Here is a 22,285-nt window from a genome sequence, read left to right on the forward strand (position 1 = left end):
TGGAGAGGGTAATGAAGGGCAGAGAACAGAAAAGTCTCATCGTCGGTCTGGATATCGGCACATCGAAAATCGTCGCCATCGTCGGCGAGATGCAGCCGGAGGGCGACATCAAGATCATCGGCCTGGGCCAGCATCCGTCGCGCGGCCTCAAACGCGGCGTGGTGGTCAACATCGACTCCACCGTGGCCTCGATCCAGCGCGCGCTGGAGGAGGCCGAACTGATGGCCGACTGCAAGATCGCTTCGGTGTATACCGGCATTGCCGGCAGCCATATCAAAAGCATCAACTCGCACGGCGTGGTGAAGATCAAGGACGGCGAAGTGATTCAGATGGACGTCGACCGCGTGATCGAGATGGCGCAGGCGGTGAGCCTGCCCAACGATCAGCAGATCCTGCACATCCTCACCCAGGAATTCATCATCGACGGCCAGGAGGACGTGCGCGAGCCGCTGGGCATGAGTGGCATGAAACTGGAGGTGAAGGTGCACATTGTCACCGGCGCGGTGGCGGCGGCGCAGAACATCGTCAAATGCGTCAAGCGCTGCGGCCTGGAGGTCAACGACCTGGTGCTGCAGCCGCTGGCGTCCAGCATGGCGGTGCTGACCGAGGACGAGAAAGAGTTGGGCGTATGCCTGGTGGACATCGGCGGCGGCACTACTGATATAGCTGTGTTCAAGCAGGGCGCGATCCGCCATACCGGCGTGATTTCGATCGCCGGCGACCAGATCACCAACGACATCGCGGTGGCGTTCCGCACGCCGACGCAGTACGCGGAGGAAATCAAGATCGCCCACGGCTGCGCATTGCAACAATTGGCCGATCCGCGCGAAATCGTCGAAGTGCCGGGCGTCGATGGGCGCGAGCCGCGCCAGCTGTCGCATCAGACCTTGGTGGAGGTAATCGAGGCGCGCGTCGAGGAAATCTACACCATGGTACAGGCCGAGCTGCGCCGCAGCGGATTTGAAGAAATGATCGCATCCGGCGTCGTCATCACCGGCGGCAGCAGCAGCATGCGCGGCATGGTGGAACTGGGCGAGGAAATCCTGCACATGCCGGTCAGGCTTGGCTTGCCGGGCAAGGTGGGCGGATTGACGGAAGTGGTCAGTAATCCGCGCTTCTCGACCGGCGTCGGGTTGGTGTTGATGGGCAAGCAGCAGCTTGAGCGCCATTTGCAGGTGCAGATGGAAACGAATTCATTCGAGCGGGTGTGGGAAAAGATGAAGCGGTGGTTTCAGGGAAACTTTTAGTTTTTTGGCGGTGGTTTGGCTACGACATAACCTGTTTCACAGGGGAGTCTACGCCGCAACGAGCCGCGATGCGGCGCGTTGTCAGGGCAATTTTAAAGAAGTCGGTTTTTAGCGGCAAAACGGGTTTTTGTTTTATTTGGGCAGATTAAGAGGAGGAATTAAGATGTCATTCGATTTTGAAATCGTGGATAGGCCGGCCGACAAGGCGGTGATCAAGGTCATGGGCGTGGGCGGCTGCGGCGGCAACGCGGTCGAGCACATGATCGATATGGGCGTGTCCGGCGTGGAGTTCATCAGCGCCAATACCGATATGGGCGCGCTCAAACGCAGCCGTTCCGAGCTGCAGCTGCAGCTCGGCGCGGGGCTCACGCGCGGCCTGGGCGCGGGCGGCAAGCCGGACGTGGGGCGCGAGGCGGCGCTGGAGGACCGCGACCGCATCGCCGAAATCATCGAGGGCGCAGACATGCTGTTCATCGCTGCCGGCATGGGCGGCGGCACCGGCACCGGCGCCGCGCCGGTGGTGGCGGAAGTGGCCAAGGAACTCGGCATTCTGACCGTGGCGGTGGTCACCAAGCCGTTCTCCTTCGAGAACAACCGCAAATTGCTGGCCGACGACGGCATCGCGATGCTGACCAAGCATGTCGATTCGCTGCTGATTGTCCCGAACGAGCGCCTGATGCAGGTGCTGGGCGGCCGCGTGACGCTGAAGGAAGCCTATCGCGCCGCCAACGGCGTGCTGCACAGCGCGGTGTCCGGCATCGCCGAGATCATCAATGGTTACGGCCAGGTCAACGTCGACTTTGCCGACGTGCGCACCGTGATGGGCGAGAATGGCATGGCGATGATGGGCTCGGCGGTTGCCAGCGGCGAAAACCGCGCCCGCATCGCCGCGGAGCAGGCAGTCAACAGCCCGTTCCTGGAGAACGTCAACCTCAAGGGCGCGCGCGGCGTTCTGGTCAATATCTCGGCCAGCGAAGACAGCTTCATGATGGACGAATTCTATGAAGTGATGAATACCATCAAGGAGTTCACCGCGGACGATGCTTCGGTGTATTTCGGCAACGTGTTCGACAATGCGCTGGGCGACGATTTGCGCATCACGCTGGTAGCCACCGGCCTCAACAGTTCGGCTTCGCAGAAGGCACGTCCGACGCTGGCGGTCAACAACGGCTGGGCAAATGCCGTGGGCCGTACCGGTACGCACGATGAGCCTATCGTGTTCGGCGGCGACAGCGCGGCGGGCGAAGTGACGCCGGCGGTGATGGTCAGCAATCGCCGCGCGCAGGCCGACATGATGCGTGGTTCCGGTATAGACGAGACGGATATCCCAGCTTTCCTGCGCAAGCAGGCCGACTAGGAAGCCGAATGAAAAATGACGGCGTTTGTCATTTTTGACTGCGCTCGCTACATTTTTCAAAAAGCTTCCTGCTTGACGATTGACGTAAAACCGCACGCCTGTTGGCATGCGGCTTGCCGGAGAGACGGGGAATTATGCTATGATTCAGAGGATTATCTAGAAGGCCAGTTACGTGCTCAGGCAGCGTAGTCTTAAAAACATTATCCGCGCTACCGGCGTCGGCTTGCATACCGGGGACAAGGTCTACCTGACCTTGCGTCCGGCCGCGCCTGATACCGGCATCGTGTTCCGCCGGGTGGATCTGCCCAGCCCGGTGGAAATCAAGGCTGCGCCGCACCATGTCAACGATACCCGGCTGTCCTCCACGCTGGATATGGGTGGCGTGCGGGTGGGTACGGTGGAGCACCTGATGTCCGCCTTCGCCGGCTTAGGCATAGACAATGCCTATGTCGATATCTCGGCATCCGAGCTGCCCATCATGGACGGCAGCGCCGGCCCTTTCGTCTTCCTGCTGCAATCCGCTGGCATCGTCGAGCAGAATGCACTGAAGAAATTCATCCGCATCAGGAAGCCGGTGGAAGTGCATGACGGCGACAAGTGGGTGCGCTTCGAGCCGTATAACGGTTTCAGGATGCAGTTCACCATCGACTTCGCGCACCCGGTGTTCGAGCATGGGCAGCAGTCGGTCAACATCGACTTTGCCGATAATTCCTATATCAAGGAAATCAGCCGGGCCAGGACTTTTGGGTTCATGCGCGAAGTGGAAGCCCTGCGCGCAATGGGCCTGGCGCGCGGTGGCAGCTTGGACAACGCGGTGGTGCTGGACGAATACCGCATCCTCAATTCCGACGGCCTGCGCTACGAGGACGAGTTCGTACGCCACAAGGCGCTGGATGCGATCGGTGACCTGTACATGCTCGGCCACCCGCTGATCGGTGCGTTTACCGCCTACAAATCCGGTCACGCGCTCAATAACCGCCTGCTGCGCACGTTGCTGGTGGACAGTTCTGCCTGGGAGTACGCCAGTTTCGAGCGTTCCGAGGAGGCGCCGCGTGGATTCGTGCAACTTCTCGCGCAAACGGCTTAACTTTTCCCTGCGGGAGCATGCATGCTCCTGATGCGTCTGCTGCTCGGCCTCGGCGTCATTTCTATCCTGGTCGGCGTGGGCGTCTATTTCATTACCGGCGATCGCCGCTGGCTGGTATTTGCCTGGCAATTGTTCAAGTTCGGGGTGGTGCTCGGCCTTGTTGTGGCGGCGGTTTTCATGGTGGGCCGATTCATTTTGCTGTGATCGTGGTTGCCGATTGGAAAGCGCTGCACCCCGGAGTATGCTGTAACGATGCTTGAAATCCTTGTCAGACGCTGTGTCACCGTCCCGCTTATAGGGATACTGGGCCTTGTTGTCAGCGTACCTGCCAGCGCCAGCGTCGAGCAGGATACCTTCAATGCCGCCCGTGCCGCCTACAAGAGCCGCGACGAGAGAAGCCTGACGATCTACGCCGAGCGCCTGCAAGTGCAGGGCTACATTCTGGCGCCCTATCTCGACTACTGGCGCATGCTGTTGCGGTTGGAAAAAGCCGATCCTGCCGAAGTCCAGGAATTCCTGGCGCGCTACGCTGACTACCCGTTCGCCGCACGGGTGCGTACCGAATGGCTCAAAGTGCTGGGTAGGCAGCAAGCCTGGTCGTTATTTTTTGCCGAATTCCCAAAGCTTGAAAAAGACGATGCCGCGGTCTCCTGCTATGCGGCGCTGGGACGTTTTGCGCAAGGTGAAGCCGATGCGCTGGAAAACGCCAAGGCGTTGTGGCGGGTGGCAGCGGACCAGCCCGCCAATTGCGATAAATTGTTCAGCGCGATGCAGGACAACGGCGTTATTGCCGACGCCGATGTGTGGGTGCGCATGCGCATGGCCCTGCAAGCCAATCGTATCTCGGTCGCCAGGGCGATATCCCGCTATCTCGCAGTTCCGCCCGATGCCGCGCAGCTGAAATTGTACGATCGTGTTTACGACAACCCGCAGCGCATGCTGGAGAAAGGCATGCTGTCGAGCAAAACGCGGCTGGGGCGCGAGCTCTCGTTGTACGCGCTGGAGCGCGTGGCACGCAACCAACCGGCGTTGGCGCTGGAGTTCTGGAACAAGATGCGCGATGGTTTCAGCCAGGAGAATCAGGCCTATGCCTGGGGGCGGCTCGCCTATCAGGCCGCGCGGCGGCATGACCCGCAAGCGCTGGAGCTATACGGCAGGGCAGAAAACGCCGTGCTGGATGCGGAGCAATTGGCCTGGAAAGCGCGGGCCGCGTTGCGCGTGAAAGACTGGGATACGCTGCTGGCCGTGATCGCGGACATGCCGCAGGATGAGCAGAACGATGCGGCCTGGCGCTATTGGAAAGCGCGTGCGCTCAAGGAAAACAATAATATCGCGGCCGCCAATGCGCTGTTTATCCCACTGTCGAAAGAGCACAGTTTTTACGGCATATTGGCAGAAGAAGAGCTGGGCGATGTAGTGGGCGCGCCGCCGCCGACGTATCGGGCAAGCGATGCCGAAGTGGCGGCGATACAGCGCTTGCCGGGCATCCAGCGCGCGCTCGAGCTGCTGCAGCTGGACCTGCGCTGGGAAGCCAAGGCCGAGTGGCTGCTGGCGACCCGCGATTTCGACGACAAGCAACTGCTCGCAGCCGCTGAACTGGCTTTCCGCCAGGAATGGTACGACGTCGCCATCAACACCGCCGACAAAACCGCGCTCACCCACGACCTCGCGCTGCGCTACCCCACGCCCTACCGTGACATGATGGATAGCTACGTGCGTGATAACCAGCTCGACGAAGCCTGGGTTTACGGGCTGATCCGCCAGGAAAGCCGTTTCGTCAGTTTCGCCCGCTCCGGGGTGGGCGCATCCGGACTGATGCAGGTGATGCCGGCGACCGCCCGATGGATAGCCAAGCGCATCGGCTTGAGCGACTATCACCCGGGATTGATCCATCGGGCAGAAACCAATGTCCAGTTGGGCACCTATTACCTGCGCCACATGCTGGACGTGATGAACGGCCAGGTGCTGATGGCGACCGCCGCCTATAATGCCGGTCCCAGCCGCCCCAAGCGCTGGGCGGGCGAAAAGCCGATGGAAGGCGCGATCTACGCTGAAACCATCCCGTTTACCGAAACCCGGGACTATGTGCAAAAGGTGATGAGCAACGCGCATTTTTACGCGCACCGGCTGGGCCTGCGGTTGCTAACGTTGAAGCAGCGTATCGGGCAAGTAGCGGGCACCGGCGGCGGCGAAAAGCTGGCCGCGGAAGACGCCGAGCCATAGTCGAATTTTCCACCTGGAAAAGGTTCTACAGCTTCCTGGCAAGCGCAAGGCTATCCCGATAAACTATAGTGGCTTATCGGAACGCCGAGATGGTTTATCGGAACGCTGCGCTTGGGGAAATCGCCATGCATATCAATAATGTCTGTGTTCTGGGCGGCGCCGGCTTCATCGGCAGCCATGTCGTACATTTGCTGGATGCTGCCGGCATCCAGGTCAGGGTGCTGACGCGCCGCCGCGAGTCGGCCAAGCACCTCATTCTGCTGCCTAACGTGCAGGTGGTGGAATGCGACGTCATGGATGACGCGGATTTGCTGAGAAACCTCATGGGCATGGACGCTGCCATCAATCTGCTGGGGATACTGCATGAAGGCCACGGCGCCACCTTTGCGGCAATTCATGTCGAGTTTCCGCGGCGGCTGGCGCAGGTCTGCCGGGAGGTCGGCGTAAACAGGCTGTTGCACGTCAGCGCGCTGAATGCGGATGTCGCCGGCCCCAGCGCCTACCTGCGCTCCAAGGGCGAAGGCGAAGCTGCGGTCAGACAGTCGGGGCTGAACTGGACGATCTTTCGCCCGTCGGTGGTGTTCGGCCAGGGCGACAGTTTTCTTTCCCTGTTCGCCAGGCTGGCGCGCCTGATGCCGGTCATGCTGCTGGCCTCGCCTGATGCGCGTTTTCAACCGGTGTGGGTGGAAGACCTTGCCGTGGCCATTGCGCACAGCGTCGGTGAGCCGCAAACCGCCGGGCAAAGCTATGACCTATGCGGCCCCCAGGTGTATACGCTGCGCGAACTGGTGGCCTATGCCGCACGCTGCGTCGGCGCCGAGCCCCGTATTGTGGGCTTAAACCCGCGACTGTCCCATTTGCAGGCATGGATCATGGAACTGTCGCCGATCAAGCTGTTGACGCGCGATAACCTGCGCTCGATGCAGGTCGACAGCGTATGCCATTGCGCCTTTCCCGCAATCTTCGGCATCACTCCGACGCCGCTGGAAGCTATCGCGCCGGACTATCTTTCCGGCATCACCCCGCGCGCCGGCTATTTGCATTTCCGTTCGGGAGCGCGCCGCTGATGCAGATCTACTGCGTCGGCGGCGCGGTGCGCGATGAACTGCTCGGCCTGCCGGTGAAGGATAGGGATTACGTCGTGGTGGGCGCCACGCCGGAGCAGATGGTGGCGCAGGGGTATCGGCCGGTGGGCAAGGATTTTCCGGTGTTCCTGCATCCGCAAACCCATGAGGAGCACGCGCTGGCCCGCACCGAACGCAAGACCTCCCGCGGCTACAAAGGCTTTCAGGTATACGCCGCGCCGGAAGTCACGCTGGAGCAGGACCTGGCGCGGCGCGACCTTACCATCAATGCCATCGCGCGCGACATATCCGGCAACCTGATCGATCCCTATCATGGCGCCGCCGACATCAAGGCCGGCGTGCTGCGCCACGTTAGCCCGGCTTTCGTCGAGGATCCGGTGCGCATCCTGCGCGTGGCGCGATTCTGCGCCCGCTTCCAGAAGTTCCAGATCGCACTGGAGACCGTGGTGTTGATGCGCGAGATGGTGGCAAACGGCGAAATCGACTCGCTGGTGCCGGAGCGGGTGTGGCAGGAACTCTCCAAAGGCCTGATGGAAGCCGCCCCTTCGCGCATGTTCCTGGCGCTGCGCGAATGCGGCGCACTGGCGAAAATCCTGCCCGAAGTCGAGCGGCTGTTCGGCGTGCCGCAGCCGCCGCATCATCACCCGGAGGTCGATACCGGCGTGCATGTCATGCTGGTGGTCGATTATTCCGCCGCGCAAAAATACTCGCTGCCGGTGCGCTTCGCCGCGCTGACCCATGACCTGGGAAAAGGCACTACGCCCAAGGATATTCTGCCGCGCCATATCGGCCACGAGGAGCGCAGCGTCAATCTGGTCAAGGCGCTGTGCAAGCGTATCAAGGTGCCCAACGACTGCCGCGACCTGGCGCTGATCGTCGCCAGATTCCACGGCAAGGTGCACCGGGTGGAGGAAATGCGGCCGGATACCGTGATGCGGCTGTTGCAGGATACCGACGCCATGCGCCAGCCGGAGCGGTTCGAAGCGTTTCTGCGGGCCTGCGAATGCGATTCTCGTGGGCGCACCGGCTTCGAGACGCGGCCCTATCCGCAGGCGGATTATTTGCGCAAGGCGCTGCGCGCCGCGCAGTCGGTGGATGCGGGGAAGATCGCGGTGGGGCATTTCACGCCGGAGGCGATCAAGGGGGCGGTTTTTGAGGCGAGGCTGGAGGCGGTGAAGCTTTCGATGTCAGACGGTAACCAGTATTGAAAAGACCATTTAAGAGTGCTAATATAAGCACCATTAAATTTACTGGTACACACTTATGGCCCATGTCATTTTTGCAGAAACCACTGCCAGCGTTTCCGAACTGAAGAAAAACCCGATGGGTACCGTTGCTGCCGGCGAGGGTTTCCCGGTCGCCATCCTCAACCGTAACGAACCGGCTTTTTATTGCGTCCCAGCCAAAGCTTATGAAGCGCTCATGGACAAGCTGGAAGACATCGAGCTGAACGCAATTGCCGATGCCCGCAAGGATCAGGCTGAAATCAAGGTTTCCTTGGATGAGCTATAGCCTCAAGTTCAAGGAAGAAGCGCTCAAGGAATGGAACAAGCTGGATAATACGGTCAGGGCGCAGTTCAAGAGCAAGCTGCAAGAGCGATTGGCGCAACCTCGTGTCCCGGCTTCGTTATTAGCCGGGAAGCAAGACCGTTACAAAATCAAGCTAAGGGGCGTTGGGTATCGGTTGGTTTATGAAGTGCGCGATAACGAGCTGGTGGTGATCGTGGTTGCGATTGGCAAGCGTGAGCGCAACGCGGTGTATAAGGCTGCGGCGAAAAGGTAAGCCAGCATGATTTGTCATTCCGAGGCTGCGAGCAGATTGCTAAACTGGTTCAATGGTAATGGTCTTTTACCAATGAGTGCTTTTTTCATTCAGTAAGAAGCCCCCATGTCCCTAAAAGACTCTACCAGTAAGCCTATTGGAAGTGGGAATCATGTTTTGGTTAGGGCTACTGACCTACCTAATAACAAAAGGGAAAATCTGATGAAATACTTTCGCACAGCAATAGCTATTCTGGCTCTTATTTTCCATTCGGTATCATTCGCTGAAGAAGCAAACCCACTAGCAAGCCTTGCTTGGTAGGTTGGTTCTCAGTGCCAAAGCGCACGAAACTATTGCTACATAGGCTAGTCATTAAACATTTGCCCACTTGCCCAACGGGGTCAGATACTTGCAAAATCACATCTAGGCATTTCCTCTCCTTGCGCTCCCCTGGAAAACCCTTTATATTCACGCCCACTATGTTTTTCAACCGCTACATCACGTTGTTCCTCCCGCATTTCGGCCTCCTGCTGGCAGGCCTGCTGCTGCGCGTCGCGCGCTAAATACTCTACCCCCAAACAATCAGGTTTCAAGGTTCGCACGGTACAATCGCGTACCATGCGCGTTATGAATTTATGGCCTTTCGAGGCATAGAGGAGCATTACCATGCAGGATAAATTGATCATATTCGATACCACGTTGCGCGATGGCGAGCAGAGCCCGGGCGCGGCCATGACCAAGGAAGAGAAAATCCGCATCGCGCGGCAGCTCGAAAAGCTGGGCGTGGACGTGATCGAGGCGGGGTTCGCCGCCGCCAGTCCGGGCGATGCGGATGCCATCCATGCCATTGCCCAGACCGTGAAGAATTCGACGGTATGTTCGCTGGCACGTGCCAACGAGCGCGATGTGCGCGCCGCGGGCGAGGCCATCAAGCCGGCCAGGTTCGGCCGCATCCATACCTTCATTGCCACTTCGCCCATCCATATGGAAAAGAAGTTACGCATGACGCCGGATCAGGTCGTGGAGAATGCCGTCAAGGCGGTGAAATTGGCGCTGGAATATACCGACAACGTGGAGTTTTCCGCCGAGGACGCGGTGCGTTCCGAGATAGATTTCCTAGTGCGCATTTTCGACGCGGTGATCCAGGCCGGGGCCAAGACGCTCAACGTACCTGATACTGTGGGCTACAGCATTCCGGCCCTGTGGGGCGAGCGCATCAAACAGTTGATCGAGCGCGTGCCGAACTCGAACAAGGTCGTGTGGTCCACGCACTGCCACAACGACCTCGGCATGGCGGTGGCCAACTCGCTCGCCGCGGTGATGAACGGCGCGCGCCAGGTGGAATGCACCATCAACGGCCTGGGCGAACGCGCCGGCAACGCCAGCCTGGAAGAAATCGTGATGGCGGTGAAAACGCGGCGCGACGTGTTCAACTGCGACTCGCGCATCGACACCGCGCAGATCGTGCCGACCTCCAAGCTGGTGTCCAGCATCACCGGTTACCCGGTGCAGCCGAACAAGGCCATCGTCGGGGCTAATGCCTTCTCGCACGAATCCGGCATTCACCAGGATGGCGTACTCAAGCACCGCGAAACCTATGAAATCATGCGCGCGGAAGACGTGGGCTGGGGCGCCAACAAGCTGACCCTGGGCAAGCTTTCCGGGCGTAATGCTTTCCGGACACGCTTGCAGGAACTCGGCATCGTGCTGGAGAGCGAAGAGACGCTCAATGCCGCATTCGCCCGCTTCAAGGAACTGGCTGACAAAAAGCGCGATATTTTCGACGAAGATTTGCAGGCGCTGGTCAGCGACGAATTCATCAGCGAGGCGCCGGAACACTACAAGCTGGTGTATTTGCAGGTGTGCTCGCAAACCGGCGAAACGCCGCATGCCACCGTCGCCATCCTCGAAAACGGCAAGGAGCGCCGCGCCGAAGCCGACGGTGGCGGCCCGGTGGATGCTTCGTTCAAGGCCATTGAAACAATGGTGGAAAGCGGCACCGAGTTGCTGCTGTACTCGGTGAACAACATCACTACCGGCACCGACGCGCAGGGTGAAGTCACCGTGCGGCTGTCCAAGGGCGGACGCATCGTCAACGGCCAGGGCGCGGATACGGATATCGTCATCGCTTCCGCCAAGGCTTATATCAATGCGCTGAACAAGCTGCATTCCAAGCTGGAGCGTGCCCATCCGCAGGTCTAGTTTTGAACGGTTCGGCTGTTGAATACGGGTCGCAATTGTGGCCCGTACTTATTTAAGAAAATCAAAATTAATCAACCGCAACTCAAGCAGCGCTGGCGGTCGCTACCGTTCCGTTATGGGCGGTTTTTTGCCGTTTTGTGGCCGCGCCGGCGCGCTGGGCGTTTGGCTCGGTATGGACGCCGCCTGACGATGCCGGCCGCAGGCGTGGCGTGCTGGTGCTCAAGGCGCAGGAATGATGATCCGGGATTATTTGTTGCGCAGATAAAGCTCGTCGCTGAAGGTAGCCAGCCATTGCGGCCGATAGACGACCATCAGCATCGCGGCCATACCGGTGAGCAACGCTTCCGGCCACCCCATCAGAATGAAATAGGTCAGGTAATTGCTGCCGAGAAATTGCAGCGTATAAGCGCCGCTGCCGGCCAGCACCAGGATGGCGGTTACGCCGCTGAGGCAGATCGCGAGCCCGGCGGTAAAGAACGCATCGAGAAAAACATAGACGAACACATGCCGCGGCAGTTTGTAATGCGCCTGGCTATAGACGGCATAGCTGAACAGTACCGGCAGCGCGGCCATGATCAGCAGATTGATCCCCAGGCTCATCCAGCCGGCGGTCCCCGCCAGCGTGACGCCTACCAGCACCACCGCCAGGGCGACGATGGCAAGGCAGGGGCCGAACATCAACGTCAGCAGCGTGGCTCCCAGCAGGTGGAAATCAAGTCCCGGCTTGATGCCGGCCTTGATGCTCCATACCAGCATCAGCGCGACGCAACTGACCAGCCACAGATGCAGCAGGCCAGCTTTCAGGCGTTGCCTCGGCACATGGCGAATGCAGGCGGCAAGCAGCAGCACGGCTGCCAAGTTGGCGGGCCACAACAGCGATTGAGGCAGCAATAAATCAGGGATGTTCATGCGTCCGATATTTGCACGTCAGCTTGAATTCTACGACACTACGTCCTTTTTGAAGTTCGGAGAACCATTTTGCAATTAGCGCTGTTCGATCTGGATAATACCTTGCTGGCTGGCGACAGCGATTTCGAGTGGGGACAGTTTTTGATCAGCCAGGGCGTACTCGATCCCGAGTTGCACCTCGCGCGCAACGTGCAGTTTTATGAAGATTACAAGGCCGGCACGCTGGATATCCACGCCTTTCTGGAATTCCAGTTGAAGCCGTTATCCGCCCATCCCCGCAGCCAGCTCGATGCATGGCATGCGCGGTATATGGAAACCAGGGTGCGGCCGATGATGACGGCAAAGGCGCGCCAGCTGGTACAAAAGCATAGGGATAACGGCGACCTGATGGTGATCGTCACCGCGACCAACAGCTTTGTCACCGGCCCGATTGCCAGGGAATTCGGTGTCGAACACCTCATCGGTACCACGCCGGAAGAGATCGACGGCCAGTTTACCGGCCGCGTTGCCGGCGTGCCCAGCTTCAAGGAAGGCAAGGTCACGCGCCTCAAGCAATGGCTGGAATCACGCGGGCAGCGTTTGCAGGATTTCGACAGCAGCTGGTTCTATAGCGATTCGCACAACGATTTGCCGCTGATGAAGATGGTCGGAAACCCGGTGGCGGTCGATCCGGACCCGCAGCTGAGGGCGTATGCCGAGAAGCACGGCTGGCCGGTGATCAGCTTACGTTCGGCCTAGGAGGACTTCCAGTACGAACTTGCTGCCCAGATAAGCCAGCAGCAGAATGCCGAAGCCGGTCAGCGTCCAGCGCACCGCGGTGCGGCCACGCCAGCCGTATTTCCAGCGTCCACCCAGGAGGCTCCCGAAAATCAGCCAGGAAATAATGGTGAAGATGTTCTTGTGATTGAACACGAACGCTTTGTGAAAAAGCTGCTCGGAGAATAACACGCCGCTGACCAGCGTCAGCGTGAGCAATGAAAAGCCGGCGATGATGATCTGGAACAGCAGATTTTCCATGCCGATCAGCGGCGGAAAATCCGGCAGGCGCAGCAGCGAGGGTTTGCGGTGCAACGCACGCTCCGCCGCCGCCATCAGCAGCGCATGCAATGCAGCGAAGGTGAACAGGCTGTAAGCGGCGAAGGCGATCGCGAGGTGGGCGCGGAACAAGGGCTCGGCGGCATAAGTCAGCAGATGGCTTTCCGGGAAGGCATACTGCAGCACCACGATCAAGGCCGTGGGCGGCAAGACGAAGGCCTGTAGCCGATGCAGATCGTGAAACAGGTTGGCGATCCAGTAAATCAGTGCGGTCAGCCAGAATATCGCCGACAGTGCGTTGGTCAGCCCCAGATTCATGCCTTCGGCAACAAACAGGGAGCGATATAGCAGCCAGCCATGAATCGCCAGCGCAGAGGCTACCGCAAGCTGGGACCAGGGCGTTGCAAGCTCGGTGCGGCGCCAGTACAGAGCCGCGACTGTAATGTAAATCAGTGCGGCGAGCAGATAGAGCAGGAAATCAGGCATTCTTCGGTTAAAATTGCAAGATAGCCAACTATAGCATGAGCGCGCCAGTGCGCGAATCCAACCAGCATGAAAGGCATGCAAAACGCTTCGCTCGGTTATGCGGCGTTGCAAATCCTGTCTGAAATCCTCATTTACTTTTATGTAAACTCCGGGTTCAGCCTGAATTTGCGCCTTGCCTGCCCATCGCTCGGGCGTTTTGCATAAGGATGTAATATGTTTGAAAATCTTACCGGACGCCTGCAGCAGGTCGTCAAGAACTTACGCGGTCAGGCGCGCCTGACCGAAGACAACATTCAGGAGGCGCTGCGCGAAGTGCGCATGGCGCTGCTGGAAGCCGATGTCGCCCTACCGGTGGTGCGCGATTTCATTGCCCACGTCAAGGAGCGCGCCCAGGGCCGCGAAGTGCTGCAAAGCCTGACGCCGGGGCAGGCGCTGGTGCAGGTGGTGCACGAGGAACTCACCAGCCTGATGGGCGGCCAGAGCGCCGGTCTCAACCTGGCGGCGGTGCCGCCGGCGGTCATCCTCATGTCAGGCTTGCAGGGTTCGGGCAAGACCACCAGTTCGGCCAAGCTGGCACGCCTGCTGAAAGAGCAGAAAAAGAAGGTATTGCTGGTCAGCGCCGACATCTACCGCCCCGCCGCGATCGAGCAGTTGAAAACGCTGGCGGCGCAGCTGGATACCGATTTCTTCCCGTCCGATGCCTCGCAGAAACCGCAGGACATCGCGCTGGCCGCGCTCGACCATGCGCGCCGCCATTTCCACGATGTGCTGATTTTCGACACCGCCGGGCGCCTGGCGATCGATGAGGCCATGATGGCCGAGATCAAGCAATTGCACGGCGTGCTCAACCCGATCGAATCGTTGTTCGTGGTCGATGCCATGCAGGGCCAGGATGCGGTCAATACCGCTCGCTCTTTTGCCGCAACGCTGCCGCTCACGGGCGTGATCCTCACCAAGCTGGACGGCGATGCCCGCGGCGGTGCCGCACTGTCGGTGCGACAGGTCACCGGCGCGCCGCTCAAGTTCGTCGGCGTCAGCGAGAAGGTGGATGGGCTGGAGCCTTTTCACCCCGAGCGCATGGCTTCGCGCATTCTCGGCATGGGCGACGTGCTGTCGTTGATCGAGCAGGCGCAGAAGAACGTCGATCTTGGCGAAGCGAAGAAGCTGGCGGAAAAGGTCAAGTCCGGCAAGAATTTCGACCTCAACGATTTCAAGGCGCAGATGCAGCAGATGCGCAACATGGGCGGCGTCGGCGCGCTGATGGACAAGCTGCCGGCGCAGATGGCGCAAGCCGCCGGCAAGATGGATGGCGAGGCCGGCGACAAGGCGATGCGCCGTATCGAAGGCATCATCAATGCGATGACGCCGCTGGAGCGCACCAAGCCCGACATCATCAAGGCCAGCCGCAAGCGCCGTATCGCCGCCGGCTCCGGCGTGCAGGTGCAAGAGGTCAACCGCCTGCTCAACCAGTTCGAGGAAATTCAGAAGATGATGAAAATGATCTCGAAGGGCGGCATGGGCAAGATGATGCGTGCCATGCAGGGTCGCTTTCCGGGCATGCGCTGAGCTTCAAATTGACAGGGACGGGGTACTTCCGCGATAATTCCGCCTCTTTTCGGGTCGTTAGCTCAGCTGGTAGAGCAGCGGACTTTTAATCCGTTTGTCGTGGGTTCGATCCCCGCACGACCCACCAATAAAAACAAGCCGTTACAATCGTAACGGCTTGTTTCATTTTGGATGTCGATTATTCAAGGCATCCATCGCTAATCACGCCGTGTTGCGCGGCGCCGTATTCGGTATATGGGCTACCGATAAGCCGGGTCGATGCCGGCAAGATACTCACTTCGGATTCATACGCATCGCTGTTTCGATAAGCGCCTCCCCCTGTGGTTAACAATCCGGTTCGTCTACTCTTGGTTACTTTTATACGCCCAAACCCGGGCGAATTCAATTAGAAAATTTGATGCGCGTCAAGGCAAAAGGCATCCGCTTAAAAATCAGCCGCTTGGTATGGTATAAATCTTCTTACGGTTTATTTTAATCCATGAACGTTTAATTTTATGACTAATCCTTTTTCCGCCAAATGGACGGCCAAAGGCAACAATCTGTGCCTGGGCCATTGGGAGATTCGATATCGGGATCAGCTGCTTTCACTGGAGGCTGCCCACTGCGACAACGATATGGGAACTTATGGCATATTCAGCTATATCTATCCCGACGATGAGGATTTTGCGGAAGGACTGCCGGAAAGCGACTGGATTATCGAGAATGCCCAATGGCTGGCAGACTTGTTTGCCAAACACGATGTTCCTTTCGATGAAGCGCATCTGCGTTGGTTCTACCAAGCGGTAAATGCTCACGACTGGCGCTGCGGGAGCTGCGGCGGCTGTATTTGACATGCGGTTTGCCACACCTTAACTAGTGATACGGACCAAACCGGATTACTATTGCCTTCCGGCAGGCGGGCGCCTCAGCAAAAAATTGGCAGGCGCCCTTCTTACAAAAACCAAATGGAGGTAGTGCCATGGCTGAACAAGTACGAGAAAAACCTTTTATTCTGCATTTTCTGACGACAGAAAAGCATTTCAGCCCGTTCGATGCCAATATGGCATCCGATGCCGGTTACGATTCCATTTTTACCTATAACAACGTCACGCTGGACGAAATCACGTCGCTGGTGCAGGACGCCATTTTCTCGCGCGGCCCGCGCGGTGTGTGGCGCACCGGCATTTTCATCGGCGGCCGCGACATGGATCTGGCGATGGAAATGATGGGCAAGGCGAAGAAAACCATGTTCCCGCCCTTCCAGGTGTCGCTGTTTGCCGATCCTTCGGGTGCATTCACCACCGGGGCTGCCTTGTCCGCCTATGTGTTTTCGATCTGCCGCGACAAACTGGTGACCAACATGAAGGGCAAGCGCGTCGTGGTGTTCGGCGCCACCGGCCCGGTCGGCGGCTGCGCTTCCATCATGTGCGCCAAGGAAGGGGCGGATGTGCGGCTGGTGGCCCATTCCAATGTGGAGAAAACTGCGCAACTGGCGGAAAAATATTCGGCCACGTACGATGTAACCTTAAGTTGCGTGGACGGCACCAGCGATGCCAAAAAAGCCGCCATCATCGCCGATGCGGAAATCCTGCTATGCTGCGCTTCCGCCGGGGTGCGCGTGATTTCTACCGAGATGCTGAAGAATGCCAAGGGGCTGCTGATCGCCGCCGACGTCAATGCGGTGCCGCCTTCCGGTATCGAGGGGTTGGACGCGATGTCGGACGCATTGCCGATCAAAGGCGCGGAATGGGCGTTGGGATTGGGTGCGCTGGCCATCGGCAGCCGCAAGTACAATTTGCAGAAAAAGATGTTCCAGATGATGCTGGATTCCGAAACCAGCGTCGAACTGGATTTTCTGTCCGCCTATGACGTCGCGCGCAAGCTGATATAAAAATTCCGCCGGCCGGTGAGAAATATCGGCCGGCGGTTATTGCCAGGTTATCCGATGCTCTCCAGTCAAACTCTGTTTATTATTATCCTGGCCCTGATTTGCAATGCACTGGGGTCGGTATTGTTCAAAAAGGGCGCCAGTCGCCGTAAAGCAAACGCTCGTTCCGGAACGATCGGCAGCGTGCTGGTTTTTGCCGGGAATATGTTGAGCAATCGGGAAATCATTCTCGGCATACTGCTCCAGATTGCTGCGATGATCGGCTGGCTGGTATTCATTTCCAGGGTCGCCTTGAGTTTTGCCTTCCCCTTGAGCAGTATCAGCAATGTCACCATTCTCCTGGCTTCGCACTATCTTCTGCATGAACGCATTTCTCCGCGTCGATGGAGCGGAGTGCTATTGATTCTCGGCGGTATCGCGTTGATCGCCAACACCTGATCCTTTTCCGCCGTCAGCGGCAACGGCGTTTCCCCGAAGCATTCCTGGGCTTTGGGGATGCCCATGCTACAATGTTATTCATTTGTAAGGCTGCTGCTCTATCTTGCGACCATCTACGTCATTTCCAGAAGCGGTAGCAAGCCATGATGCTCCGGAATGCCTACCCGGAGATGAGCTTTGAATGCCGATAAATCGTAATGAACTTCGACCTGAAAAAGAAGCTCCTGCCTATTGCCCCTTATCTGTTCTTCGCGTTGCTGGCGCTGTCGCGGGTGCTGTGTGCGGGCAACTGGCGCGTGGACAGCGACGAGCCGCAGCACCTGCATGTCATCTGGGGGTGGGCGAACGGCTTGTTGCAATACCGGGACATATTCGACAATCATGCCCCCGTTTTTCATATCCTGTTCACGCCTGTCTATAGGCTGATTGGGGAGCGCCCCGACATCCTGGTATGGATGCGCATCGCCACCATTCCCTTGTTTTTTGCGGCGCTGTGGGCGGTTTACCTGGTCGGCCGCGAGCTATATTCCAGACGGGTGGGCATGTGGGCGGCAATTTTCACCGGCTTGTACCCGAGATTTTTTCTGACCTCATTGGAGTTTCGCGCCGACGATCTGTGGATTGTCCCTTGGCTGCTGGCACTTGCGGTGCTGGTGCAGAAGCCTTTGCGGGCTTCGCGAATGCTTGTCGCCGGTGTCCTGCTGGGCACGGCGCTGAGCATTTCGATGAAGACCAGTTTGCTGCTGACGGCGCTGGGACTGGCGACCTTGGGCGCCCTCGCGCTGCAGCGTGCGCCGGCGCGGCTGCCGGTCAGGCAATATGTTGGCAATGCCTTGCCGTTGCTGGCTGGAATGGTGGTTGTGCCGGCGGCGCTTACCCTGTTTTTTTTCACTCAAGGCGCTCTGTCGCAAATGTATTACGCGGTGATCCAGCACAATGTTGTTCCCGGTCTCGGCCACTGGAAGCGGCTGCAAGATTGCGCCGGGTGGTCCACGCTGATATTGCTGCCGCTGACCGTCGGCGGCGCCTATCTGATTCAGCGTTTTTCGCCAGACGCGGACTTGCGACTGCGCCGCCTAGTAATTTTCCTGACTTACGGCCTGGCCGTGCTGGCGCTGTGCGGCTTCTGGCCCCTTGTTACCCGCCAGGATTTTCTGCCGCTGGTACCGCTGCTGATTGTTATTGCTACCGGGTTTCTGCTGGAACTGCGTCTTTCCAGACCCAGCCTGGCAATGCGTTCCTCGCTTACATTGGTGATCGTGGCGATGGCGGAGATCGTGACTCTGGTCGTCAAGGAAAAGCCCTGGCACCAACATGCTCTTCCTGAAAATCGCCTGCTGGCTGACGTGCTGCAGCTTACCCGTCCCGGCGAAACCATTATGGATCTGAAGGGTGAAACGGTGTTCCGCTCGCGCCCTTTTTATTATGTGCTTGAGGGCGTGACCCGCAAACGGATCGAACTTGGCATGATCAAGGATAGCATTCCCGAGGATGTTGTCAGGACACAAACTGCCGTGGCTACTCTGGATAGCATGTTTTTCCCCAGCCGCGGACGCGATTTCCTCAACCGGAACTTCCTGCCGGTCGGGCAATTGCGGGTGGCCGGTCAGATGCTTACCGCACAGAACGTGCAAACGAATGGCGATATTCTTTTCGATATCCACATTCCTACCAGCTACATGATGATGGCCGAGAACGGTGCAGTTGCCGGATGGCTGGATGGCACTCCTTATCAGGGGCCGCGCCGACTCGGTATTGGACAGCACATTTTCCGCACGTCCACCTCTGGCAATGGTCGGCTGGCCGTACTTTGGGCGCCTGCGATTGAACGTGGATACTCTCCTTTTGTAGCGGGCCACTCGATATGACGACTCCTCTGACTGTAACCCGACAAGACCGGCTACTGGTGCTGGCGGTGCATCCCGACGACGAAACGCTGGGCGCGGGCGGCCTGCTGCAACAAGCGGTCGCCGCCGGCGCGGCGGTGCGGGTGGTTTTTATTACCGACGGCGACAACAACCCCTGGCCACAGCGTCTGCTGGAGCGATGCTGGCGCATCTCCGCGGCCGATCGGGCACGCTGGGGGCAGCGCCGGCGACAAGAGGCGCTTGCCGCGCTGGAGATGCTGGGAGTCGCCCGGCAGCAGGCGGTTTTTCTCGGTCTGCCGGATCAAGGCATTACCGGTCTGCTTATCGGCGCCCCGGCACAGGTGATCGCTGCGCTGCGCGACGAAATCGCGGGGTGGCAACCGTCCTTGCTGGTGGTGCCTTCGTTGCAGGATGCGCATCCTGATCATAATGCGCTTGCGGTGCTGATCGATCAGGCCATGGCACAGCTGCCTGCCACACAAGTGCGTCCGCAGTTGTTTTCTTATCTGATACATGGCGTTGGAATTTTCGATGTTGCCGAGTACAGCGTCAGCCTTTCTCCGCAGCAACTGGATCGCAAGCGGCGGGCGATTCTATGTCATGACACACAAATGGCTTTGGGGCGTCGGCGTTTTTTACGTTATGCGCAGCCGCAGGAAAAATTTTTGCATGTCCCTTCGAATGCAGCATTCCAGCCGCGGCATCCTATTCAGGAAGTTTCGGTAAAGTCGCAGACACTGCATATCCGTGTCCGTACGCAACGCTGGCCGCAGTTGTTTGGTCAACTGGCCTTGTCTCTGGTCGCCGACCATCCTCAGCGCCGCATACGGCTGCGCTTGAGGCTGGTTGCTGACAGCCGCGCCGCAATTTGCGATGCAGCCGGCAAAGTGCTCGGCCAGGCCGATGTCAGCGTCGGCAACGGTATGGTTGAAGTGGCGATGCCCATGGATATTCTGGCTGGAGCCGAGAATCTGTATCTGAAACTCGAACGCCGCTGGGGGTTCTTCGATCCGGCCGGCTGGCGTCCGGCGACGGCGAGAAGTGTCGAGGCCAGACAGGTGGCCGATGTGGTCGGCATCATCCCGTGCTATAACGTGGAGGATTTTTGCGAGCAGGTCATTCGGCACACCGTGCATTTTGTCGATCACCTGATCGTGATCGACGACGGCTCTACCGATCATACTTCCGGCATCCTGACAAAACTTGCCGCCCTGATACCGGAGCGGATCAGCGTGATTGCGTTTCCCGAAAACCGGGGCAAAGGCGTGGGCCTGGTGGCGGGGTTCTGCGAGGCGCTCAACCGGTTCGATTTCCAGGCGCTGGTCACTCTCGACGGCGACGGGCAGCATCCGCCGGCCGAGATTCCGCGTTTGGCGCAAGCCGTAACATCCGGTGCCGAAATGGTCATCGGCGGACGCCAGTTGGACCGGATGCCCGCGCGCAGCCGACTGGGCAATACGATAGTCGGCAAAGTGCTGCGCTGGCTTTATCCGCATGCCCCAACCGACACCCAGTCGGGTTTACGCGCCTTCAACCGGGAATTTGCCGCAGAGGTCGTGCGCATGGTGAAAGGCAGTCGCTATGAAACGGAAATCCAGGTCCTGCTGCTGGCGCTGTCGCAGCGGCGGCGTATCGTCACGCTGCCCATCCCGACCATTTATATCGACAATAACCGTTCTTCAAAATTCCGGCCGGTGACGGACTCCATACGCATCTTGTATGCACTTCTCGGCTGGGAACTGAGCCGCGGCTACCGGTCGAAGTCATGATCCAGCAGCGGTGCAGCATAGCATGAGGGTCGTGCTCAGTATTTACAGAAGACTGCTGAAACTGGAATTCTGGCGCTGGAAACACGTCAACTATCCGATTCTCGGATTGTTTGCCCTGGTGCTGGCCTGGGACACCGCCACTCAGATTCTTCTCAAGATCGGCGTTTCCTCGCACGGGCAATTCCCCATGCATTCGATGCGTGCCGTCTGGTCTTATCTCGCCGCGATCGCGACGGAGCCGTTTGTCTGGCTGGGAGTGCTGGCATTAATCCTGGCCTTTCTTACCTGGCTTGCGATCATTGCCCGGGTAGAGTTGAGCAAGGCGCATCCGGCGACTTCGTTTTCGTATGTTACGGTGACCATGGCTTCCGGCATTTTTCTGCATGAAAGCATCTCGCTGTTAAAGATTTGCGGGATATTCCTTATCATGCTCGGCGTTTACCTGGTCGCCGAGTAGTTCTACACCCTCCAGCAAAAAGTCCTTGAACGTCTGCGCTACCGTCGACAGGCGTTTGCCCTTGCGGTGCACCACATACCAGTGGCGCTGGATCGGAAAGTTCTGCACGTCGAGCACCGTCAGGCGCCGGGTTTCCAGTTCCAGCAAGACGGTGTGCAACGACAGGATACCCAAGCCCATGCCGGCCTGAACCGCCTGCTTGATGGCTTCGTTGGTGCTCATTTCGGTGCCGGTGGTGAGTGCGATGCCGCGCTCGGCAAAGAAGCGTTCCACCGTGATGCGCGTGCCCGAGCCCTGTTCGCGTACTAGGAAGGTTTCCTTGGCCAGGCGCGATAGCGGAATATCGTGCTCGTTCGCCAGCGGGTGATTGGTGGGCGCGATGATCGCCAGGCGGTTGTCCATGAACGGCGTGGCGTCGAGGTCGAGGTTTTCCGGCGGGCGCCCCATGATCGCCATGTCCATTTCGTTGTTGGTCAGGCGCTGCAGCACGATCTCCCGGTTGGTCACGCTGAGGCTGACCCGTGTTTGCGGATGGCGCCGGCAGAACTCGGCAAGCAGATACGGCGTGAAATAGCTGGCGGTGCTGGCGACGCAGATGCTCAATTTTCCGCTCATGCCCTTGAAGTCGGCGAGCATGGATTCCGCATCGGTAAGCTGTTGCAGGATATTGCGGCAGTATTGTTGGAATTCCTTGCCGACCTCGGTCAGGTAGATTTTCTTGCCCAGCTGTTCGAACAGCGGCACTCCGGCGCTCTCCTCCAGCTGCTTGATTTGCATCGATACCGCGGGCTGCGACAGATGTAGGGTTTCTGCGGCGCGCGAATAGGAAAGGTGGCGGCTCACCGCTTCAAAGACATGAAGTTGGCGCAGAGTGATATGAAGCATAATATAAATATTATCATAATCATCAAAAACTTTGACTGTTGC

At 58.8% G+C, this 22,285-nt stretch carries 23 protein-coding genes and 1 tRNA gene; 20 read left to right on the forward strand and 4 right to left on the reverse strand.

Annotated features, from left to right (window positions below; translation table 11 throughout):
- Nucleotides 1–11 precede the first annotated feature (11 nt).
- The 9 genes from ftsA (at nt 12) to VGK14_RS03785 (ending at nt 8,782) form a co-directional block, all read left to right on the forward strand.
- Complete coding sequence (ftsA, locus tag VGK14_RS03745) at nt 12–1,247, forward strand: cell division protein FtsA (RefSeq protein ID WP_331507593.1); 1,236 nt, start codon at nt 12–14, stop codon at nt 1,245–1,247.
- Between the two features lie 163 nt (nt 1,248–1,410).
- Complete coding sequence (ftsZ, locus tag VGK14_RS03750; RefSeq protein WP_331507594.1) at nt 1,411–2,604, forward strand: cell division protein FtsZ; 1,194 nt, start codon at nt 1,411–1,413, stop codon at nt 2,602–2,604.
- A 172-nt stretch (nt 2,605–2,776) separates the two neighbouring features.
- Entirely contained in the window at nt 2,777–3,691 is a 915-nt protein-coding gene (gene lpxC, locus VGK14_RS03755; protein WP_331507595.1) for a UDP-3-O-acyl-N-acetylglucosamine deacetylase, read from the forward strand.
- Nucleotides 3,692–3,712: 21 nt separating this feature from the next.
- Entirely contained in the window at nt 3,713–3,895 is a 183-nt protein-coding gene (locus VGK14_RS03760; protein WP_331507596.1) for a hypothetical protein, read from the forward strand.
- 48 nt (nt 3,896–3,943) lie between these two features.
- Nucleotides 3,944–5,914, forward strand: a complete 1,971-nt coding sequence (locus VGK14_RS03765) for a lytic transglycosylase domain-containing protein (protein ID WP_331507597.1) — start codon at nt 3,944–3,946, stop codon at nt 5,912–5,914.
- A gap of 125 nt (nt 5,915–6,039) precedes the next feature.
- Nucleotides 6,040–6,981 (forward strand): complex I NDUFA9 subunit family protein, encoded by a 942-nt coding sequence (locus VGK14_RS03770; RefSeq protein WP_331507598.1) that lies wholly within the window; start codon nt 6,040–6,042, stop codon nt 6,979–6,981.
- The gene (locus VGK14_RS03775) at nt 6,981–8,207 is read left to right on the forward strand and encodes a multifunctional CCA addition/repair protein (RefSeq protein ID WP_331507599.1); all 1,227 of its coding nucleotides are present in this window, start codon (nt 6,981–6,983) and stop codon (nt 8,205–8,207) included. The genes VGK14_RS03770 and VGK14_RS03775 overlap by 1 nt, the downstream gene beginning before the upstream one ends.
- 55 nt (nt 8,208–8,262) lie before the next feature.
- Nucleotides 8,263–8,511 carry a type II toxin-antitoxin system Phd/YefM family antitoxin gene (locus VGK14_RS03780; RefSeq protein WP_331507600.1) on the forward strand — a complete coding sequence of 83 codons (249 nt, stop codon included), beginning with the start codon at nt 8,263–8,265 and terminating at the stop codon, nt 8,509–8,511.
- Nucleotides 8,501–8,782 carry a type II toxin-antitoxin system RelE/ParE family toxin gene (locus VGK14_RS03785; protein ID WP_331507601.1) on the forward strand — a complete coding sequence of 94 codons (282 nt, stop codon included), beginning with the start codon at nt 8,501–8,503 and terminating at the stop codon, nt 8,780–8,782. The genes VGK14_RS03780 and VGK14_RS03785 overlap by 11 nt, the downstream gene beginning before the upstream one ends.
- Before the next feature lie 380 nt (nt 8,783–9,162).
- Here VGK14_RS03785 and VGK14_RS03790 read toward each other — a convergent pair whose 3' ends face one another.
- Complete coding sequence (locus tag VGK14_RS03790; protein ID WP_331507602.1) at nt 9,163–9,447, reverse strand: hypothetical protein; 285 nt, start codon at nt 9,445–9,447, stop codon at nt 9,163–9,165.
- Between VGK14_RS03790 and VGK14_RS03795 the strand changes: the two genes are divergently transcribed.
- Complete coding sequence (locus tag VGK14_RS03795) at nt 9,428–10,963, forward strand: 2-isopropylmalate synthase (RefSeq protein ID WP_331507603.1); 1,536 nt, start codon at nt 9,428–9,430, stop codon at nt 10,961–10,963. The two genes, VGK14_RS03790 and VGK14_RS03795, sit on opposite strands and share 20 nt — an antisense overlap.
- Nucleotides 10,964–11,209: 246 nt before the next feature.
- On the opposite strand, the gene VGK14_RS03800 is transcribed toward VGK14_RS03795, so the two are convergent.
- On the reverse strand, nt 11,210–11,872 hold the full coding sequence (locus VGK14_RS03800; RefSeq protein ID WP_331507604.1) for an energy-coupling factor ABC transporter permease: 663 nt from the start codon (nt 11,870–11,872) through the stop codon (nt 11,210–11,212).
- A gap of 69 nt (nt 11,873–11,941) precedes the next feature.
- Here VGK14_RS03800 and VGK14_RS03805 point away from each other — a divergent pair, with 69 nt between their 5' ends.
- Nucleotides 11,942–12,610, forward strand: a complete 669-nt coding sequence (locus VGK14_RS03805; protein ID WP_331507605.1) for an HAD family hydrolase — start codon at nt 11,942–11,944, stop codon at nt 12,608–12,610.
- Here VGK14_RS03805 and VGK14_RS03810 read toward each other — a convergent pair.
- Nucleotides 12,596–13,393, reverse strand: coding sequence for a cytochrome C assembly family protein (locus tag VGK14_RS03810; protein ID WP_331507606.1), 798 nt, complete (start codon nt 13,391–13,393; stop codon nt 12,596–12,598). The genes VGK14_RS03805 and VGK14_RS03810 overlap by 15 nt on opposite strands.
- A gap of 66 nt (nt 13,394–13,459) precedes the next feature.
- Between VGK14_RS03810 and VGK14_RS03815 the strand changes: the two genes are divergently transcribed.
- The 9 genes from VGK14_RS03815 (at nt 13,460) to VGK14_RS03855 (ending at nt 21,358) form a co-directional block, all read left to right on the forward strand.
- Complete coding sequence (locus tag VGK14_RS03815; RefSeq protein WP_331507607.1) at nt 13,460–13,597, forward strand: hypothetical protein; 138 nt, start codon at nt 13,460–13,462, stop codon at nt 13,595–13,597.
- A 9-nt stretch (nt 13,598–13,606) separates the two neighbouring features.
- Complete coding sequence (ffh, locus tag VGK14_RS03820) at nt 13,607–14,959, forward strand: signal recognition particle protein (protein ID WP_331507608.1); 1,353 nt, start codon at nt 13,607–13,609, stop codon at nt 14,957–14,959.
- A gap of 51 nt (nt 14,960–15,010) precedes the next feature.
- Nucleotides 15,011–15,086: transfer RNA gene (locus tag VGK14_RS03825), tRNA-Lys, on the forward strand.
- A 367-nt stretch (nt 15,087–15,453) separates the two neighbouring features.
- Nucleotides 15,454–15,789 carry a hypothetical protein gene (locus VGK14_RS03830; RefSeq protein WP_331507609.1) on the forward strand — a complete coding sequence of 112 codons (336 nt, stop codon included), beginning with the start codon at nt 15,454–15,456 and terminating at the stop codon, nt 15,787–15,789.
- Between the two features lie 128 nt (nt 15,790–15,917).
- A complete protein-coding gene (locus VGK14_RS03835; protein ID WP_331507610.1) occupies nt 15,918–16,829 on the forward strand; it encodes an NAD(P)-dependent methylenetetrahydromethanopterin dehydrogenase in 912 nt (303 codons plus the stop codon).
- A gap of 54 nt (nt 16,830–16,883) precedes the next feature.
- Nucleotides 16,884–17,264 carry an EamA family transporter gene (locus tag VGK14_RS03840; protein ID WP_331507611.1) on the forward strand — a complete coding sequence of 127 codons (381 nt, stop codon included), beginning with the start codon at nt 16,884–16,886 and terminating at the stop codon, nt 17,262–17,264.
- A 197-nt stretch (nt 17,265–17,461) separates the two neighbouring features.
- Entirely contained in the window at nt 17,462–19,132 is a 1,671-nt protein-coding gene (locus VGK14_RS03845; RefSeq protein ID WP_331507612.1) for a hypothetical protein, read from the forward strand.
- Nucleotides 19,129–20,901 (forward strand): PIG-L family deacetylase, encoded by a 1,773-nt coding sequence (locus VGK14_RS03850; protein WP_331507613.1) that lies wholly within the window; start codon nt 19,129–19,131, stop codon nt 20,899–20,901. Before VGK14_RS03845 ends, VGK14_RS03850 begins: the two co-directional genes overlap by 4 nt.
- 22 nt (nt 20,902–20,923) lie before the next feature.
- Nucleotides 20,924–21,358 carry an EamA family transporter gene (locus VGK14_RS03855; protein ID WP_331507614.1) on the forward strand — a complete coding sequence of 145 codons (435 nt, stop codon included), beginning with the start codon at nt 20,924–20,926 and terminating at the stop codon, nt 21,356–21,358.
- Here VGK14_RS03855 and VGK14_RS03860 read toward each other — a convergent pair.
- Nucleotides 21,302–22,243: a LysR family transcriptional regulator gene (locus tag VGK14_RS03860; protein ID WP_331507615.1), complete on the reverse strand. Its 942-nt coding sequence runs from the start codon at nt 22,241–22,243 to the stop codon at nt 21,302–21,304. The two genes, VGK14_RS03855 and VGK14_RS03860, sit on opposite strands and share 57 nt — an antisense overlap.
- Between the last annotated feature and the right edge of the window lie 42 nt (nt 22,244–22,285).

Origin of the sequence: Novimethylophilus sp., assembly GCF_036504375.1 — a bacterium.
In the GTDB taxonomy this organism is placed as follows: domain Bacteria; phylum Pseudomonadota; class Gammaproteobacteria; order Burkholderiales; family Methylophilaceae; genus Novimethylophilus.

What these genes read in the sequence shown, in the direction of transcription:
- ftsA (WP_331507593.1), top strand. Translation starts at nt 12, where the DNA reads ATGAAGGGCAGAGAACAGAAAAGTCTCATCGTCGGTCTGGATATCGGC.
- ftsZ (WP_331507594.1), top strand. Translation starts at nt 1,411, where the DNA reads ATGTCATTCGATTTTGAAATCGTGGATAGGCCGGCCGACAAGGCGGTG.
- VGK14_RS03760 (WP_331507596.1), top strand. Translation starts at nt 3,713, where the DNA reads ATGCTCCTGATGCGTCTGCTGCTCGGCCTCGGCGTCATTTCTATCCTG.
- VGK14_RS03765 (WP_331507597.1), top strand. Translation starts at nt 3,944, where the DNA reads ATGCTTGAAATCCTTGTCAGACGCTGTGTCACCGTCCCGCTTATAGGG.
- VGK14_RS03770 (WP_331507598.1), top strand. Translation starts at nt 6,040, where the DNA reads ATGCATATCAATAATGTCTGTGTTCTGGGCGGCGCCGGCTTCATCGGC.
- VGK14_RS03775 (WP_331507599.1), top strand. Translation starts at nt 6,981, where the DNA reads ATGCAGATCTACTGCGTCGGCGGCGCGGTGCGCGATGAACTGCTCGGC.
- VGK14_RS03780 (WP_331507600.1), top strand. Translation starts at nt 8,263, where the DNA reads ATGGCCCATGTCATTTTTGCAGAAACCACTGCCAGCGTTTCCGAACTG.
- VGK14_RS03785 (WP_331507601.1), top strand. Translation starts at nt 8,501, where the DNA reads ATGAGCTATAGCCTCAAGTTCAAGGAAGAAGCGCTCAAGGAATGGAAC.
- VGK14_RS03795 (WP_331507603.1), top strand. Translation starts at nt 9,428, where the DNA reads ATGCAGGATAAATTGATCATATTCGATACCACGTTGCGCGATGGCGAG.
- VGK14_RS03790 (WP_331507602.1), bottom strand. Translation starts at nt 9,447, where the DNA reads ATGATCAATTTATCCTGCATGGTAATGCTCCTCTATGCCTCGAAAGGC.
- VGK14_RS03800 (WP_331507604.1), bottom strand. Translation starts at nt 11,872, where the DNA reads ATGAACATCCCTGATTTATTGCTGCCTCAATCGCTGTTGTGGCCCGCC.
- VGK14_RS03810 (WP_331507606.1), bottom strand. Translation starts at nt 13,393, where the DNA reads ATGCCTGATTTCCTGCTCTATCTGCTCGCCGCACTGATTTACATTACA.
- VGK14_RS03815 (WP_331507607.1), top strand. Translation starts at nt 13,460, where the DNA reads ATGAAAGGCATGCAAAACGCTTCGCTCGGTTATGCGGCGTTGCAAATC.
- ffh (WP_331507608.1), top strand. Translation starts at nt 13,607, where the DNA reads ATGTTTGAAAATCTTACCGGACGCCTGCAGCAGGTCGTCAAGAACTTA.
- VGK14_RS03830 (WP_331507609.1), top strand. Translation starts at nt 15,454, where the DNA reads ATGACTAATCCTTTTTCCGCCAAATGGACGGCCAAAGGCAACAATCTG.
- VGK14_RS03835 (WP_331507610.1), top strand. Translation starts at nt 15,918, where the DNA reads ATGGCTGAACAAGTACGAGAAAAACCTTTTATTCTGCATTTTCTGACG.
- VGK14_RS03840 (WP_331507611.1), top strand. Translation starts at nt 16,884, where the DNA reads ATGCTCTCCAGTCAAACTCTGTTTATTATTATCCTGGCCCTGATTTGC.
- VGK14_RS03845 (WP_331507612.1), top strand. Translation starts at nt 17,462, where the DNA reads ATGAACTTCGACCTGAAAAAGAAGCTCCTGCCTATTGCCCCTTATCTG.
- VGK14_RS03850 (WP_331507613.1), top strand. Translation starts at nt 19,129, where the DNA reads ATGACGACTCCTCTGACTGTAACCCGACAAGACCGGCTACTGGTGCTG.
- VGK14_RS03855 (WP_331507614.1), top strand. Translation starts at nt 20,924, where the DNA reads ATGAGGGTCGTGCTCAGTATTTACAGAAGACTGCTGAAACTGGAATTC.
- VGK14_RS03860 (WP_331507615.1), bottom strand. Translation starts at nt 22,243, where the DNA reads ATGCTTCATATCACTCTGCGCCAACTTCATGTCTTTGAAGCGGTGAGC.